Annotated in this window: 13 protein-coding genes and 1 other RNA gene; 8 read left to right on the forward strand and 6 right to left on the reverse strand. The window is 66.0% G+C overall.

All coding sequences use genetic code 11. The features are described 5' to 3' along the window. Positions 1–358 precede the first annotated feature (358 nt). The 3 genes from LL964_RS16670 to LL964_RS16680 all read left to right on the forward strand — a co-directional run bounded on the left by LL964_RS16670 (position 359) and on the right by LL964_RS16680 (position 5,285). Entirely contained in the window at positions 359–1,324 is a 966-nt protein-coding gene (locus LL964_RS16670; RefSeq protein ID WP_104588466.1) for a hypothetical protein, read from the forward strand. Further along, positions 1,324–4,002, forward strand: coding sequence for a glycerol-3-phosphate 1-O-acyltransferase PlsB (gene plsB / locus LL964_RS16675; RefSeq protein ID WP_104588435.1), 2,679 nt, complete (start codon positions 1,324–1,326; stop codon positions 4,000–4,002). The genes LL964_RS16670 and plsB overlap by 1 nt, the downstream gene beginning before the upstream one ends. Before the next feature lie 302 nt (positions 4,003–4,304). Beyond that, a complete protein-coding gene (locus LL964_RS16680; RefSeq protein WP_104588434.1) occupies positions 4,305–5,285 on the forward strand; it encodes a zinc-binding dehydrogenase in 981 nt (326 codons plus the stop codon). A 99-nt stretch (positions 5,286–5,384) separates the two neighbouring features. Here LL964_RS16680 and LL964_RS16685 read toward each other — a convergent pair whose 3' ends face one another. Beyond that, positions 5,385–6,287: an IS110 family transposase gene (locus LL964_RS16685; RefSeq protein WP_104588465.1), complete on the reverse strand. Its 903-nt coding sequence runs from the start codon at positions 6,285–6,287 to the stop codon at positions 5,385–5,387. Positions 6,288–7,064: 777 nt separating this feature from the next. Beyond that, positions 7,065–7,268 carry a YdcH family protein gene (locus LL964_RS16690; RefSeq protein WP_167395412.1) on the reverse strand — a complete coding sequence of 68 codons (204 nt, stop codon included), beginning with the start codon at positions 7,266–7,268 and terminating at the stop codon, positions 7,065–7,067. Between the two features lie 156 nt (positions 7,269–7,424). Between LL964_RS16690 and LL964_RS16695 the strand changes: the two genes are divergently transcribed. The 5 genes from LL964_RS16695 to LL964_RS16715 all read left to right on the forward strand — a co-directional run bounded on the left by LL964_RS16695 (position 7,425) and on the right by LL964_RS16715 (position 10,109). After that, complete coding sequence (locus LL964_RS16695; RefSeq protein WP_104588464.1) at positions 7,425–7,997, forward strand: hypothetical protein; 573 nt, start codon at positions 7,425–7,427, stop codon at positions 7,995–7,997. A gap of 132 nt (positions 7,998–8,129) precedes the next feature. After that, positions 8,130–8,414: a DUF5076 domain-containing protein gene (locus tag LL964_RS16700; protein WP_244181110.1), complete on the forward strand. Its 285-nt coding sequence runs from the start codon at positions 8,130–8,132 to the stop codon at positions 8,412–8,414. 210 nt (positions 8,415–8,624) lie between these two features. Beyond that, complete coding sequence (locus tag LL964_RS16705; protein ID WP_104588463.1) at positions 8,625–8,963, forward strand: ribonuclease E inhibitor RraB; 339 nt, start codon at positions 8,625–8,627, stop codon at positions 8,961–8,963. 306 nt (positions 8,964–9,269) lie between these two features. After that, the gene (locus LL964_RS16710) at positions 9,270–9,653 is read left to right on the forward strand and encodes a YbjQ family protein (protein WP_104588431.1); all 384 of its coding nucleotides are present in this window, start codon (positions 9,270–9,272) and stop codon (positions 9,651–9,653) included. An 87-nt stretch (positions 9,654–9,740) separates the two neighbouring features. Beyond that, the gene (locus tag LL964_RS16715; protein WP_146092420.1) at positions 9,741–10,109 is read left to right on the forward strand and encodes a hypothetical protein; all 369 of its coding nucleotides are present in this window, start codon (positions 9,741–9,743) and stop codon (positions 10,107–10,109) included. A gap of 18 nt (positions 10,110–10,127) precedes the next feature. Here LL964_RS16715 and LL964_RS16720 read toward each other — a convergent pair whose 3' ends face one another. From LL964_RS16720 to LL964_RS16735, 4 genes are all read right to left on the reverse strand, one after another. Then, on the reverse strand, positions 10,128–11,162 hold the full coding sequence (locus LL964_RS16720; protein ID WP_104588429.1) for a glycoside hydrolase family 43 protein: 1,035 nt from the start codon (positions 11,160–11,162) through the stop codon (positions 10,128–10,130). A gap of 30 nt (positions 11,163–11,192) precedes the next feature. After that, positions 11,193–12,683 (reverse strand): MFS transporter, encoded by a 1,491-nt coding sequence (locus LL964_RS16725; protein WP_104588428.1) that lies wholly within the window; start codon positions 12,681–12,683, stop codon positions 11,193–11,195. A gap of 102 nt (positions 12,684–12,785) precedes the next feature. Further along, a non-coding RNA gene (locus LL964_RS16730) (sX9 sRNA) lies at positions 12,786–12,862 on the reverse strand. Positions 12,863–12,924: 62 nt separating this feature from the next. Beyond that, entirely contained in the window at positions 12,925–15,852 is a 2,928-nt protein-coding gene (locus LL964_RS16735) for a TonB-dependent receptor (protein WP_167395411.1), read from the reverse strand. Positions 15,853–16,109: the final 257 nt, after the last annotated feature.

The raw sequence follows: 16,109 nt of genomic DNA on the forward strand, positions 1-16,109 counted from the left end.
CAGGGCGCACGCGGCGCAGTCGCGGGACGTTCGTAGCGGACATGCGCATCAATGACATCGGCCCCGTCCAATGGCGACCTCGAAGCGAGATGGCGCGCACGCTAGCAGGAACTGCAAGCGCTTACATGATGCGTTGCACAAACGGCGGGACCACGCCGCGCAAGGCCTGCGCCGGTCGCGGCCGGACAATTTTGTCCGAACTGGACAGCAACAGACAGGGGTGGACATGGATGCGTCGCCACAATGGCCTGTGCATGTCGCCATTGCCGAACCGAGCCCGTTCTCACCGGCCGCGCGCCTTGCCGCCGGTGGCGCCAGCCAGCAAGATGCCCCGATCGCTCAGGGGAACATCGTGCGCATGCCGCCATTCACTGTCCGCGCAGGCCGGTTCCAGTCCACCGCCTGGGTGTCGCTCCTGGCCCTGTGCCTGGGTGGCTGCCAGCGCCAGGAAACGGCCATGGCGCTGCCTGGCGCCAAGGCCGAACCGGCTGCGGCGATGCAGTCGATGACCGTCCCGTTGCGGCGCAACGATCTGGTGGCCTATACCCGGATCCGGGTCACGCCCGCGCAGTACACCCAGCTGGAAGCGGCCTGGCGCAGCGGTGCCAGCCGGTGGCCGCTGACCGAGTTGCCATTGCCCAACGAGACGGGCGCCCTGCTGGGGTCGTTGTCGGCGCCGGATGCCGAACGCCGCCTGCAGCAGGCCTTCGACGCGCAACTGGCCGGGCAGGCACAGGGCATCGCGCAGGCCGCCCAGTCGCTGGGTCGCTTCGGCGTGCAGTACCTGCGCAGTCGCAACGACTATCAGCCCGAGCAGCGCGCCCACTACATGCAGCTGGTCGATGCCCTGAGCGCTTGGGCCGCCCGCGCGCCGCTGGCCGATCGCCCGCGCGCCAGGGCCAGTATCGCCGACCTGGTGGCGGCCGCCCGCGCCACCGGCATCACCTCCGACGCGGACCTGCAGCGCCTGGGCATGGAAGAGAGCCTGCGCCGGCTCGGGCCGTTCTGGGCGGCGTGCAAGAAGGTGCTGGAACGCTACGCGCTGTCGATCGATGGCAGCCTGGATGCGCTGCGCACCGGATTGATCTCGCAGGACGGCGACCGTGCCCAGGTGCGGCTGCGCTATCCGCTCGCTGCGCGCGACATCGATCTGACCGTGGCGCTGATCAAGCGCGACGGTCACTGGTACCAGCAGCAGACCCAGGAGGAAGTGACGGCACTGCTGCGCGCGCAGCCGCTGCCGGACCTACCCGCGGCGGCGGCAAGCCCCGACGCCACGCCGGCGCCGCCGGCAGACGCCGGGCAGCGCCCGGCTGGGCGATAATGACGGCGATGCCAGAACAGAATCCCCTGCCGTTCCCCAACGGCCAGCCCGCCCCGACCGCTGCCGACGCCGCCACCCCTGGCACGCCGACCGCCGCCTCGCCGTTGCCGACCGCCAGCCCCGTCCCGCCGGAGGCACCTGCCGCCACGCCGCCGTTGCCGCCGGCCAGCCCGCGGCCGAGCAAGCGCCCGTTGTGGGCGCGCCTGCTCGGGCGCCTGGCCGACCCCTGGTTGAGCCTGACCATCGAACCGGACCAGCCCGGCCGCTACGACGACGGCCGGCCGGTGGTATATGTGCTGGAAGACTACGGGCTGTCGAGCGCCCTGATCCTGGACAAGGCCTGCCGCGAGGCCGGGCTGCCATCGCCGCTGGTACCGCTGCCGGGCGATCCGCTGGAGCGCAAGCGCGCCTATCTGGCGCTGTCGCGGCGTAGCAGCAGCAATTCCCTGATCCCCGAGCAACGCGGCGGCAAGACCCATTCCGATTCGCTGGCCAAGCTGCTGCAGGCGCACCGCGTGCGCGCGGACCTGGACGTGCACCTGGTGCCGGTGTCGATCTTCGTGGGCCGTGCGCCGGACAAGCAGAGCGGCTGGTTCGCGGTGCTGTTCTCGGAGAACTGGGCGCTGGTGGGCCGTTTCCGCCGCCTGCTGTCGGTGCTGCTAAACGGCCGTACCACCATCGTGCGTTTCGCCCCGCCGATTTCGCTGCGCCAGACCATGGCCGAAGGGCTGCCGCCCGAGCGCACCCTGCGCAAGCTGCAACGCGTGCTGCGCACGCACTTCCGGCGCATCCGCGAAGCGGTGATCGGCCCGGACCTGTCCACCCGCCGCCTGCTGGTGGATCAGGTGCTGGCGGCCGACCCGGTGCGCGAGGCCATTGCCACCCAGGCCAAGCGCGACAACTCCAAGCCGGTCGATGCCTGGCGCAAGGCGCATGCCTATGCCTGGGAAATCGCCGCCGACTATTCCAGCCCGGTGGTGCGTTCGGCCAGCTTCCTGCTCACCCACGTATGGAACCGCATCTACGCCGGCGTGCTGGTGCACCATCTGGACAAGCTCAAGCAGGCGGCGCCCGGGCATGAAGTGGTCTACGTGCCCAGCCACCGCAGCCACATGGACTACCTGCTGCTGAGCTACCTGCTGTACGAGCGCGGCATCGTGCCGCCGCACATCGTGGCCGGCATCAACCTCAATCTGCCGGTGGTCGGCACGCTGCTGCGCAAGGGCGGCGCGTTCTTCATCCGCCGCTCGATCAAGGGCAACGCGCTGTATTCGGCGGTGCTGAGCGAATACGTCGCACAGCTGGTGGCCGGTGGGTATTCCATCGAGTACTTCGTCGAAGGCGGGCGCTCGCGTACCGGGCGCCTGCTGCAGCCCAAGGGCGGCATGATCGCGATGACACTGCGCGCCTACCTGCGTCAGCCGCGCAAGCCGGTGCTGTTCCAGCCGGTGTACATCGGTTACGAGAAGCTGATGGAAGGCAACAGCTACCTCGACGAACTCACCGGCCGGCCCAAGGAAAAGGAATCCATCTGGGGCCTGCTGTGGTCCATTCCCAAGGTGCTCAAGCAGAACTACGGCCAGGTGGTGGTGAACTTCGGCGAGCCGATCGCGCTCAACGATGTGCTGGCCAAGCACGCGCCCGATTGGGACGGCCAACCGGTGCCCGAGGACGAAAAGCCCACCTGGCTGGCGCCGGCGGTGGACACCTTGTCCATCCAGATCCAGACCCGCATCAACTGCGCCGCCGACGTCAATCCGATCAATCTGCTGGCGCTGGCGCTGCTATCCACGCCCAAGCACGCCATGGGCGAGGCCGATCTGATCGCGCAGATCGAGCTGTGCAAGAAACTGCTGGCGGAAATGCCGTATTCGGACCGTGTCACCGTCACCCCGCACACCCCGGCGCGCATCATCACCCACGCCGAAGAGATCAACGTGCTCACGCGCGTATCGCATCCGCTGGGCGACGTGCTCAGCGTCAGCGGCGATACCGCGGTGTTGCTGAGCTACTTCCGCAACAACGTGCTGCATCTGTTCACCGCTTCCTCGTGGGTGGCCTGCTGTTTCCAGAACAACCGCCGCATGAGCCGCGCCGGGCTGATCCGCCTGGGCCGCACGGTGTACCCGTTCCTGCAGGCCGAGCTGTTCCTGCCATGGAGCGAAGACCGCTTTGCCGAACGCATCGAACAGACCATCGAGATGTTCGTGCGCGAGGGCCTGCTGCTCAACGTCACCGACGACGATGGCGGCATCCTGGCGCGCAATACCGGGCAGACCGATGAGGTATTCCGCCTGCGCGCCATCGGCCATTCGTTGCAGCAGGCGTTCGAGCGCTACTACATCGCCATTTCGGTGCTGGTGAAGAATGGTCCCGGCGTACTCGGCGCTGGCGAACTGGAAAGCCTGTGCCAGCAGGCCGCGCAGCGTCTGAGCCTGCTGTACGCCCCGGCGGCGCCGGAGTTCTTCGACAAGACCCTGTTCCGTGGCTTCATCCAGAAGCTGCGCGAGCTGCGCCTGGTGTGGCCGGACGAGAACAGCAAACTGGTATTCGACGAACGCCTGGATGCGTGGGCCAAGGATGCCAAGTTCATTCTCGGCCGCGAGCTGCGCCACACCATCGAACGGGTGAGCCCCGAAGCGGTCAAGCCGGATGTGGTGCTGCCACCGGCTGAGTAACGCGGTTGCAGCGGGGCGGCAGCAGGGCAGCGGCGCAGCAAAGCGGCGCTTCCCGATGCGACGACGCTCCCTTCTCCCTTCGGGAGAAGGTGCCCGAAGGGTGGATGAGGGTCGGTCAGCATGCATGACCCAGCATTACGCTCAACCAGATCCACCGCCGGAGCGCTGCGCAAGTCTCACGAACTTCACACAATAGTTCTGCCCGCTTCATCCCCCTCTTGCAGCCCTGCCGCTAGCATCGCGCTACCTTTCATAGTGATCGGGCGCGTCGCACTGATGGGCGTGCCCGGCAGGAGACCTTCATGCGCGCAGCCATCCACACTCAGTTCGGCGACCCGGCCAAGGTGCTCGAACTCGCAGAACGCCCCACACCGCAGCCTGGCAAGGGCCAGGTCCGCATCGCGATGCGACGCTCGCCGATCCACAACCACGACCTGTGGACCGTGCGCGGCAACTACGGCTACAAGCCGGAGCTGCCGGCGATCGGCGGTAGCGAAGGCTCCGGCGTGATCGACGCACTGGGCGAGGGCGTGGAAGGCCTGCAGGTGGGGCAGCGCGTGGTCGCCGCCGGCGTGCACGAGAGCTGGGCCGAGTACTTCCTCGCTTCCGCCTCCGGCGTGGTGCCGCTTCCCGATGCGCTGGACGACGACCGCGGCTGCCAGCTGATCGCCATGCCGTTGAGCGCGCTGATGCTGATCGAATTCCTGCGCGTGGGTAAGGGCGACTGGATCGTGCAGAACACCGCCAATGGCGCCGTCGGCAAGACCGTCGCCATGCTGGCCGCCACACGCGGTATCAACGTGATCAATCTGGTGCGCCGCGACGCCGGCGTCGAAGAACTGAAGGCATTGGGCATCGGCAATGCCGTGTCCACCGCGAAGGAGGGCTGGCAGGAGCAGGCGCGCGCGCTGGCCGGCACTGCGCCGATCGTCCGCGGCATCGACTCGGTGGCCGGTACCGCCGCCGGCGACCTGCTCGGTTTGCTGGCCGAAGGCGGCGAGTTGGTGTCGTTCGGCTCGATGACTGGCGAGCCGCTGCAGATTTCCAGCGGCGATGTCATCTTCAAGCAGGCCACGGTGCGCGGCTTCTGGGGCAGCAAGGTGATGCAGGCCACCCCGCCCGAGGACAAGCGCCGCATGATCGGCGAACTGCTCAAGGCGGCCCTGGATGGCAGCCTGGCCCTGCCGGTGGAAGCGGTCTACGACCTTCAGGACGCCGCCAAGGCAGCCGCCGCCAGCGCCGAACCGGGACGTCGCGGCAAGATCCTGTTGCGCGCAGGCTGAGCCGCCGCCGCCGGGCTGACGGCCACAATCACACGCGGTATCAGGCAGGCAGCATCGTCGAAAGCCCGGCAGTCAACCCGATGTAGGAGCAACTGTCTTCTACCCGGCAACTTCGCGCCATGGAGTGCCGTCTCTGACCATGGCATTGAGGCGAACCAGGAGCACGCGCATGCAGGCGGTGATCGCGACCTTGGCGGGCTTTCCACGCGCGCGCAGCTGTTGATAGCGCTGTTTGAAGCAGGCCTGTGTGCGGACGGCACTCCAACAGGCCATGTACAGCACTCGCCGCATTGCTGCCCGCCCGCGGCGGATGCGGCGTTTGCCCTGATGCCGCCCGCTGTCCATGTTGTAGGGCGCCAGGCCGACCAGGGCAGCGATCTGGCGGCGGTCCAGGGTTCCCAACTCAGGCAGGTAGGCCATCAGGCTGGCGGTGGTGACCTCACCGATGCCGGGGACGGCGCTGAGCGAGCGCGCCAGCGCATCGTCGAGCTGGTGCTGGGTTTGTTTGATCGCCTGACTCATCCGTTGGATGCGGCGGCGCAGCTCGCCGATCTGCTCGATCAGGCACTGGCGCACCAAGGCCAGGGTTGTTTGAGACAGGCGTCGACGCTCGTCGTCGCGCTGCTGGACCAGTTGCTCACGACGTTGGACCAGCATGCGCAATTGCTCGCGCAGCGGGTCGGGAACTGCGGCAGGGGCTTGCACCAGTTCGGCCATGCGCGCCAGCAAGGCGGCATCCAGTGGATCGGTCTTGGCGGTGGTCCCCAAGGCGGTGGCAAAAGCCCGTGCCCGACGCGGATTGATCCGTGTCACCGGGATGCCGGCCGTGGCCAGGGCGATCATGACCGCCCGTTCGTAGCCGCCGGTGGCTTCCAGCGGGACATTGCCGACCTGCTGGCCGGCCAGGTGATCGCACAAGCGCTGGTGCCCCTGCGCGGTGTTGGGAAAGGACAGCAACTGGTCCATGGGGCGCACATGAACGGCCAAGGTGTCCTTGGCCACGTCCAAACCGATCCAAAGAGGCATAAGCGTTAGGCAACTCGGTAGACTGGGGGCAGGAGAGAGCCGCCTCGTCGCTGCCCACGCTTGTGAAGTTCGAGCGCAAGCTCGTTCAACTGTTCGGGCTGGGCGACGAGGTCGATGTGCGGCCGCCCTGGCTCCTACACGTGCTCCAACACTGCGACCGGTCGGCGTGCCGCACATCGCTCTCCACCCAAACTTTAGAGCAATGCGCAGACACAAGCGCGCCCGAGCGCGACGAAGCTTTCCCGAGACGGCCCGTCGCGCTAGGGCGCGCTCCTACGGAAGCCAGGACGCCAGCTACTCAAACGCCGCCAACCCACTCCCTTCCCCCGCGTGCGGGGGAAGGTGCCCGAAGGGCGGATGGGGGGGGAGCGCCGCGCCGGCTATGCGTGGCTTTTCCGAGACGGCCCGTCGCGCTCGGGCGTGCTCCTACGGGAGCCAGGACGCCAACTGCTCGAATGCCGCCAACCCACTTCCTTCCCCCGCATGCGGGGAAGGTGCCCGAAGGGCGGAAGGGGGGGGAGCGCCGCGCCGGCTATGCGTGGCTTACGAGACGGCCCGTCACGCTAGGGCGCGCTCCTACGGAAGCCAGGACGCCAGCTGCTCGAATGCCGCCAACCCACTTCCTTCCCCCGCATGCGGGGGAAGGTGCCCGAAGGGCGGATGGGGGGCGCGCCGCGCCGGCTATGCGTGGACCGCGCCGCCGCAACGAGTGCCCGCGCACCACAAAAAAGCAAACCCAACCGCAGGCGCGCGCTACGCCGGCTCGTCGGGCACAAGCTCCATCTCCAGTCGGATGATGTTGTCCTTGATCTGCAACTTGCGCTTCTTCAGGCGCTTCATCTGCAGCTCGTCTTCCGGATTGGCTGGCATGCGCTGGATCTCTTCGTCCAACGCGCGGTGCGCGCGTCGCAACGCGGCGATCTGCAGGGCGATCTCGGCGGGTGAGAGGGTATCCACGCCCCGAGCATACACAACCCCGGGCGACACGCGTCACCCGCGCTTGCCAAGCCAGCCCGGGCTGCCACAATGGCGCGCGCCGCCGCCGCAACCGGCCGCGTGCGCTATCCCATCATTGCCGCGCGGCCTTCGGCCGTCGAGAAAGGAGTCTTCCCGATGCGTTTGCGTTCTTCCCTGCTCGTCCTGAGCCTGATGGCAGCCCCCGGACTGGCCGCCGCGGCCGATGTCACCAAATACGACGGCTTTCTGTGCTGCAACCTGCGCACCGACGGCAGCTGGATCAGCGACAGCAACTACGCCGAAGACGGCAAGCGCATGCTTCCCGTAGGCACCCCGGTCAGCGTCACCGGTTTCGGCCGCAACCGCGTCAACCTGAAGATCGCCGGCGAAAAGCAGTCCATCGGCAACGACTACAGCCGCGACCTGGACAACACCGCGTTCGCTGCGCGCTATGTCGTGACTGCCGACCCCAAGCTCAAGCTGGCGACCTTTCCGCCCAAGATCCGCCAGGCCATCGCCGACGGCAAGCTCACCGGCGGCATGACGCGCGAACAGGTCCTCATGGCGGTCGGCTACCCGATCAGCAGCGAAAATCCGAACCTGGAAGCATCCCTGTGGCGCTACTGGCGCGACAGCTTCTCCGAATACCAGGTGCAGTTCGGTCCCAGCGGCAAGCTGGTCAAGGTCACTGCGGATCCGCAGCTGATGAATCTGGTCTGGGCACCCTGAGATACGAAGCGGACACTTAGCCCAGCCTAGCTGGCGTCCATCCGCGACACCGCAGGGGCAAGGCCATGGTGGGCAGCGTCTGCAGCGCTTCCCATCCACCACATGACGAGGTAGGCGATGCACGATGGAGAATTGATTGTTCCGCCCGATGCTTTGGCCGATCCGGATGCGTTCGAGTTGTTGCGCCTGTGGGCTGCGCACGAGCAGCTGCACGTGAGCATCAACAGCGATCTGGGCGGCGGGGCAGAGGACCTCGGCGAGCTGCTCGCCGATCTGTTCGAGCATGCCTCGCGGATGTTCGCCCAGCGCGATCGCATGCCACTGGCCCAATGCCGCACCTTGATGCTGGACGACTTCATGCGGCGCGTGGCCGACCCGAGCGGCGATCGGGAGGGCGGGCTGCCGGTGGAGCATTAGCGATAGCGCCGCGCGTCCACCCCTGGCAACCGATAGCGTCGGGCTCGCCGTCTCCGGCAGATTCCCACGCCCGTGCCGCGGTCGGCTGCAGACCGGATCCGAAGACCTCACTGTGATGCAATGGAGCGCCTGCCGGCACTGGCTTGCCGCCCCGGCAGCGTAGATCCGGGCACTACCGACCGTGCTGGCCGCCACCTTGAAGAGAGCGCCATGCAACGCGACCCAGTGCTATATCCGAACGACGACAACGGCGACACGCTGTGGCACATCGCCCGGCAAGGGGTGGATCTGACCAAGCCCCGCGAGATCGATTTCTCGGTGGTGTTTCCCACCAAGGAATCGGCACTGGAATTCTGCGTGGCCATGCTGCGCTGCGAGCAGAAGGTGCGTTGCCGTTACTACGAACAGAACACCGCTTTTCCGATGGACGTGACGGTGTACCCGACAATGGTGCCCAGCTACCGCGCGATCGTGGCCTTCGAACAGGAGCTGGCGCTGCATGCCACGCCGTTGGCTGGACATAATGATGGCTGGGAGTTCTCCGACTAGCGCGAAGGAACGCGCGGCCTTTGCGTGCAGTGGCCGATGCGTGTTCGGAATACGACATGGCCTGTACGGCATCCTGGCCTGCCGTTGCGTTGCGGCGCGGAGAGATTCAATCTGGGGCTCGGCGTCGTGCTGGGTGGCCTGTTCGTCGCTTACGGCCTCTACGCGGCGATCGCCATCCGGCATGCATTCGGAACCACGCGCTGACCGTGCAGCAGGCACACGATTCCTATCGGAGACCGCTCTGCATGGTGCGGTGTCCAGGCAACACGGTCGTCCTGTCGTTGCCTTATCCGGAGCAAGCGATCAATGAACAACCCCTACAACTCCTCGCCGGTTCCTGCGGTGATGCAGCATCTCAATGACACCATGGTGACCACGGCCCTGGAACTGCCGGGCCACCGCATCGTCCGCAGCCTGGGCCTGGTGCGCGGCATCACGGTGAGATCGCGTTCGATCGTGGGCAACTTCTTCGGCGGACTACAGACACTGCTGGGCGGCAACATCACCATTTACACACAGCTCTGCGAGCAGGCGCGCTCTGAAACCTATCGCGACATGGTGCAGCATGCCCGGCAGTTGGGCGCGAACGGGATCATCGCGGTGCGCTACGACGCCACCGAATTGATGGCCGGCCTCACCGAAGTGCTGTGCTATGGCACTGCGGTGGTGGTGGAGCCGCGTATCGCCTGAAGAGGCTGGCGGGCGATCGAGCGCTACATAGCAGATCTGAAGACTGACACGCCCTGTCTGGGCCCATCGCTGACTTGAAGGCGCTACATGATGGAGATCGTAATTCCCTTGGCGTTTGTCGCTGCGCTCTGTGGTGTACACGCCTACTTTCATTCCAGACGTGACAAACCGCCAAGCATGTGGGAACGGCTATTCGCAGGAATCTGGCTTGTCGTGCGGCGCGTCCTCTGCTTTGGCATGGCACTCTGCTTTTGGAGTGGAAGTTGCGCCTTGATCTACCAGATTGCCATCAAGGCAACGCCGCTTTCATCGCTGCTCTGGTTGGGATTTCTGGTGCCGCTGGGCTATCTCTTCGTGCATTGGGGACTGTACGGACGAGGCTACAAGAAAAACGATTTTACTGACGACCGGCGCGTCCACGAAGCGCGAAAGAAGCGCTATGGATGGCGCTGGTAAGGCCATACTTCAGCTCACTCACCAAGGCGACGCCGCGTCCTGCCCATACGGATAAATCGTTGCGATCCCGCCATCGGCGTCGTGCTGCAGCGGTGTCATCTTGATGCTGCGCAGATGCGTCTGGCCCTGGGACAGGCTGGCGTCGTGGTAGAACAGGTACCACTGGCCATCGACTGCACAGATGGAGTGGTGGGTGGTCCAGCCGATCACCGGTGCCAGAAGTACGCCTTGATAGGTGTACGGGCCGTAGGGCGAGTCGCTGGTGGCGTAGCAGATCAGGTGGGTGTCGCCGGTGGAATAGGACAGGTAATAGCGCCCGGCGTGTTGATGGACCCAGGGGCCTTCGAAGAAGCGGCGGGTGTGGTCGTCGGCGCGTAGTGGGGCACCGTGTTCGTCGAGGATCACCACTTCGCGGGTGGGTTCGGCCAGATGCAGCATGTCTGCGTGCAGGCGCCCGACCCGCGGGCCGAGCGCCGGTGCCGCGCCTTCGGGTTCCTGGTGGGTGTGCGCATAGACGTTGTCGCGATAGTGCTGCAGCTGGCCGCCCCAGATGCCGCCGAAGAACAGGTAGTGCTCGCCGTCGGTATCGGCGAACACCGCAGGGTCGATGGAGTAGCTGCCGGCGATCGGCTGCGGTTCTGCGGTGAACGGGCCTTGCGGGCCTTCGCTGACCGCGACCCCGATCTGGAAGATGCCGTCGGCACGCTTGGCCGGAAAATACAGATAGGTCTTGCCGTTGCGTTGCGCGGCATCCGGTGCCCACATCTGCCGTTGCGCCCAGGGCACATCGCGCACGTGCAGCACTTCGCCCAGGTCTTCGGCCGGCGCATCCGGGTGCGCCATGCGAAAGACGTGGTAGTCCTCCATGCAGAAGTGCGAGCCGTCGTCGCTGAACGCCACGCCGGCATCGATGTCGTGCGAGGGATAGATGTAGAGCGCGCCGTCGAACACGTGTGCGGAAGGGTCGGCGGTGTAGAGGTGGGTCACCAGCGGTGCGCAAATGGCGGTGCGCGCCAGCGCCTGCAGTGTGGCGGCTTGCAGTTCATCGGACATGCGCGTACCTGTGCATGAGGGGGAGGGAGGTCATTGGCCTGCAACCGCGAGTGCCGCCTGGCGACGTGCGCCAAGCTCGCGTTCGATGCGCGATTCCAGCGCCTTGTCGATCTCGTACAAGGCCAGCAGCGCGGTGCCGAGCAGGAACGGGAGCGAGGCGTAGACGCTGATGGCCAGGCGGATGCCGTCGCTCACTGCGGTGCTTTGCTGCGCCAGTGCGGCGTTGTAGCCATAGAACGCCAGGATGCCCGCGACCAGCGCGCCGCCGATGCTCAGGCCGATCTTCAGCCCGCACAACATCGCAGAGAAGATGATCGCGGTGGCGCGGCGGTGGTTCTTCCACTCCGAGTAGTCGGCTACGTCGGCGATCATCGCCCACAGCAATGGAATGGTGATGCCGTAGAAAAAGCCGTGCAGCACGTAGGAGGCGAACACCCACGCGATGGCGTTGGGCGGATACACGTAGAAGGCGAGCAGGAACAACGTGGAGACCAGCAGCGCGCCGCCGAAGACATTGCGCTTGCCATAACGGTCGGCCAGACGCTTGGAAAAGCCGATACCCACGATCATCGCCAGAATGCCGCCGGCACTGAATACGCTGAAGGCCGAGGTCGGCGCATCCTGCGGCCACTGCAGCGCCGTCATGCCGGCACCGGTGAGCATGGCGTTGATGCCGCCGATGAAACGGTTGAAACCTGCGCTGTCGAGAAACTGCGCCAGCGCGCCGGCGTCCAGGTAGTACTTGAAGTAGTAGATGTACATCCCGCCCTTCATGGCGAGATTGATGAAGACCAGGATGGTCAACGCCAACATCACCAGCCAGGGCTTGTTGCGGACCAGGTCGGCCAGGTCCTGGCGTACGCTGCTGCGTTGTTCGCTGATCGGCAGTACGCGCTCGCGGGTGGTGAGAAAGGTGATCAGGAAGCACAGCGTGCCGACTGCCGCGAACAGCGCCATGGTGTTGCGAAAACCCTGCGCCTTGTCGCCGTTGCCCAGGATCAGCACCAGCGGCAGCAACAGCACCTGGATCACGAACTGCGCCAGCGTCACCGCCAGGAAGCGATACGCCGACAGGCTGTTGCGCTGCTCCATGCTGCCGGTGAGCACCCCGCTCAGAGCCGAGTACGGCAGGTTGTTGGCCACGTACACCAGCATCAGCAAGGTATAGGTGGCGAACGCATAGGCGATCTTGCCCTGCTCGCCGAGCGCTGGCGTATTGAAGGTAGCCAGCGACAACGCACCGAACGGCAGCGCCGTCCAAAGGATCCAAGGGCGGAACTTGCCCCAGCGCGTGCGGGTGCGGTCGGCCAGGATGCCGATGATGGGAGTGAACACGAAGGCACCCAGCAGGCCGACCACGAAGATCAGTGTGGCCGCCGCGCTGGCAGGAATGCGGAACACATCGGTATAGAAGAACGCCAGAAACGTCACCAGCGTCTGGAAGATCAGGTTGGCGGCCAGGTCGCCCAGGCTGTAGCCGATCTTCTCGCGCAGGGACAGCGGATGGGACGCATCGTTCATGAGGTCGGGCGGGCTCGATGAGTGCTGCGGAAAACGCCGCGGCGCGCGCTGCTTCGCGCGCCGTGACGGGTGATCGCAGCGGGCAAGGACAGCACCTGGAGTGGCTTGCAAGACGTCGCGAGCAATCGCCAGGCGGGCACGGACGGCGCACTCTGGACCGGCGTGTACGAGGAGTACATGCCGGTCCAGAGTAGCGGCCGCGCCCGCCTGGCGGTGAGCGCAGTTGTTTCGATAGCCACTCCTAGAAGGTACCGCGGATGCCGAGCATGACGGTGCGCCCGGGTTGATACAGATCGTAGGTGGCGTTGGGCCAGGCGTAGGTCGTGCGCAAGGGCTCGTCGGTGATGTTGGTGACGTTGAGGGTGAGCTGCGGCTTGGACGGCAGCCAGTCCAGCGCATAGCTGGCCGACAGATCCAGCTGGCCGCGCGCATCGGCATTCAGGCGTGCGTACGGAATGCCGTTCTGGTTGGCGCCGGAGATCACCATGTCGTCGTTCCAGGTGTAGGACACGCGCACCGAGGCGGCGTTTTTCTCCCAGTACACCGTCCCGTTCCACAGGTTCGGCGCCACGCCCACCGCCACCGCCGGTACGCCCTCGCCTTCAGAAGACTGGGTGACGTGGGTGTAGTTGAGGCTGAAGCCCAGGCCATCGACCAGCCTGTCCAGCGGCTGCACCCAGATGGCTTCGGTACCGCGGATGTCGAGCACGCCATCGGCATTGACCTGGGTCTGCACGTCGACCGTGGCCGCATCCGGCCCACCGCGCTGCTGCAGGCCAGCCTGCTGGATCGGCAGCAGGCTGTCGTACGGCACGCCCAGCTGATTGAAGGGAATGCGCCGCACGCCATTGACGGTGAAGCCGCTGATGCGCTTGTTGAACAGGGTCAGGCCCACATACCCTTCGCCGCCGGTATACCACTCGCCGCCGAAATCGACATTGGTGGACAGGTACGGCGCCAGGTTGGGATTGCCTTGCGTTGCGGTCTGCGCGGAGGGATCGCTGAAATTGGTGTTGGGCAACATCGCGCTCGGGTCCGGGCGGGTGAGCGTGCGCGAGCTGGACAGCCGCAGTACCACATTGTCGGCCACGTCCCAGGCCGCATTGAACGAGGGCAGGGCTTCCTTGTAGTCGGAATCGAGCACCTGCACGCGGCGGATGCCGTTGATGGTGACCGGCCCGGTGATGGTCTGGTCGGTGGTGACGTAACGTACGCCGGCGTTGAGCCGAAGCGTGCGATTCCACACCTCGGTTTCCGCGTTGGTTTCGATGTAGAAGCCGAGGTTCTTCTCGCGGATGCCGCCGGTCGAGGCGCCGGTGTTGGCCGAGTTGGATTCCGGCGCTGCATCGCGCAGTGGGTAATAGTTGGTGTCGCGCAGGAAGCGATCGAAATCGGCGGTAATGAAGCCGTCCGGGCCGGGCCGCAGATATGTCGCCAGCACCGCGCTCGGCACGGCCGAGCCGGGCCCGCCGTTGCAGACGTTGCCGCCGCCGCCGCGGCAGACCACCTGTTCCCACGCCACGCTGTTGTCGAAGCCGCGAATGGTGCGCTCGGCCTGGTCGTAGGCCGCACCGATCTTGATGTTGCGTTTGTCTTCGCCGAACTGCAGGTCGGCGCGCGCGCCACGGGTTTGCGTCACGCGCTTTTCGTTCTGGATGTTGACCCGGCCACCGCTCCAGCCCCAGCCCAGGTTGGGATCGTTCAGATCCAGCGGGCTGCTGATGCTGGGACGATCACCGCCGGTGTTGCGGTAGTCCACGGTGGTGAAAGGCGAGGTCACCAGGATGCTGGGCGATTCGCGTGCCAGCCAGCTGCGCGTGGCATTGGCCTGCACGTTGAGCTTGATGTCCTGCTCGGCGCCGAACAGCAGCTCGGCACCGGGATTGACGCTCCAGAACTTGACGTTCTCCCGGTACGGGCGCGCTTCCAGAAAGTACTGCGCATTGGCGAAGGTGGCGCTGGTGACCACGTTGTTCTGATCCAGCTGCATGCCCAGCGGGATCATGTTGCCGTTGCGGCCGATCAGATTCATGCTGATGCGTTCGGTGGTGCGCTCGGCTTCGGAGTACAGCGTGTCCAGGTAGAAATGCAGGCTGTCGGAAGGCCGCCATTCCAGCGCCATCACCGCCGCGTCGCGGTCGCGATCGCCGCTCATGTGCACGCTGCGGCCCAGCCGCGGGATCAGCGCATCGCTGATCTGGGCGATGCTCAGGCCCGGATTGCGCGCCAGCAGCCAGGCCGCATCGATGGTTTCGCCGGTGGTCAGGCCGCTGCCGGCAGTGGCCGGCACCCGATCGGGAATGCGCCAGTTGCCGCCGCCGTTGACGTTGCAGGCGGCCGGCTGATTGGTCGCCGGCGTGCCTGCGGGCGGGGCGAGGCCGCATTGGGTGTAGGTGAGGCCGGGATTGGTCCAGCCCACGCTCTCGAAGCCGCGCACGCCCAGCTTGCTGCGCACCGAGGCCAGCCCGAACAATGCGCCGAAGGTGCCTTCCTCATTGGTCCAGCTGCCCATGAAGGCGCCACGCGGGGTGGTCTTCTCGCTGGTGCTGTTCCAGTCGGCCTGGGCCTGATAGGTGAAATGCACGCCGGCGCGGTCGAACGGGCGCGCGCTGCGCATGTCCACCACGCCGGAGACGCCGCCCTCGAGCATGCTCGCGGTGGGAGTCTTGCTGACGGTGAGCTGGGTGAAGAACTCGGTGGGGAACAGGTTCAGATCGACTTCGCGGTTCTGATTCTGCGCATTCAGGCCGATCGAGGCGGTGGCGATGCTGGAGCCGTTGAGCGTGGTCTTGGTGAAGCTGGTGCCCAGGCCGCGGATGGCGATATTCAGGCCCTCGCCGTTGACATCGCGCGCCAGCTGCACGCCGGGGATGCGGTTGAGCGACTCGGCGATATTCATGTCCGGAAACTTGCCGATGTCTTCGGCGAACACGGTGTCGGCGAAGCCGACCGCATCGCGCTTGGCATCGGTGGAGAACTGGATGCTGCGGCGGTAGCCGGAGACGGTGACGGTATCGAGCTGGGTCACTGCATCGTTGCCGCCCGCCGGATCCGGCGGGGATTGCGACGTAGTGGTGTCGGACTGGGCCCAGGCGACCGTGCTGGCCATGCCCAGCAGGACCGAGCCCAACGCGCAGGACAACGCGGTTCGTGCGTAGCTGTTCTTCACCGTAATCCCTTCCCTAACAGGTGAGCGGGTATCCCACGCATCGCCCCGGCGCAGGGAATGCCGCCGCCGGAATCGGCGCGGCGATGGTGCGGTGGGGAAGACGGGCGATCAGTGCCGTTGGATGTTAGCGCTACCAAATTCGCAACATCACGCTGCAGGGCAGCATAGGCCTGCGGGACCGGCAGGACCGCAGCATGCGAGCGGATCTCAGCATGGACGCAGCGTCCCGCGTGGCGTTCTCGTGCTGCACTGCGCGA

The organism is Xanthomonas melonis (assembly GCF_020783655.1).
GTDB lineage: Bacteria > Pseudomonadota > Gammaproteobacteria > Xanthomonadales > Xanthomonadaceae > Xanthomonas > Xanthomonas melonis.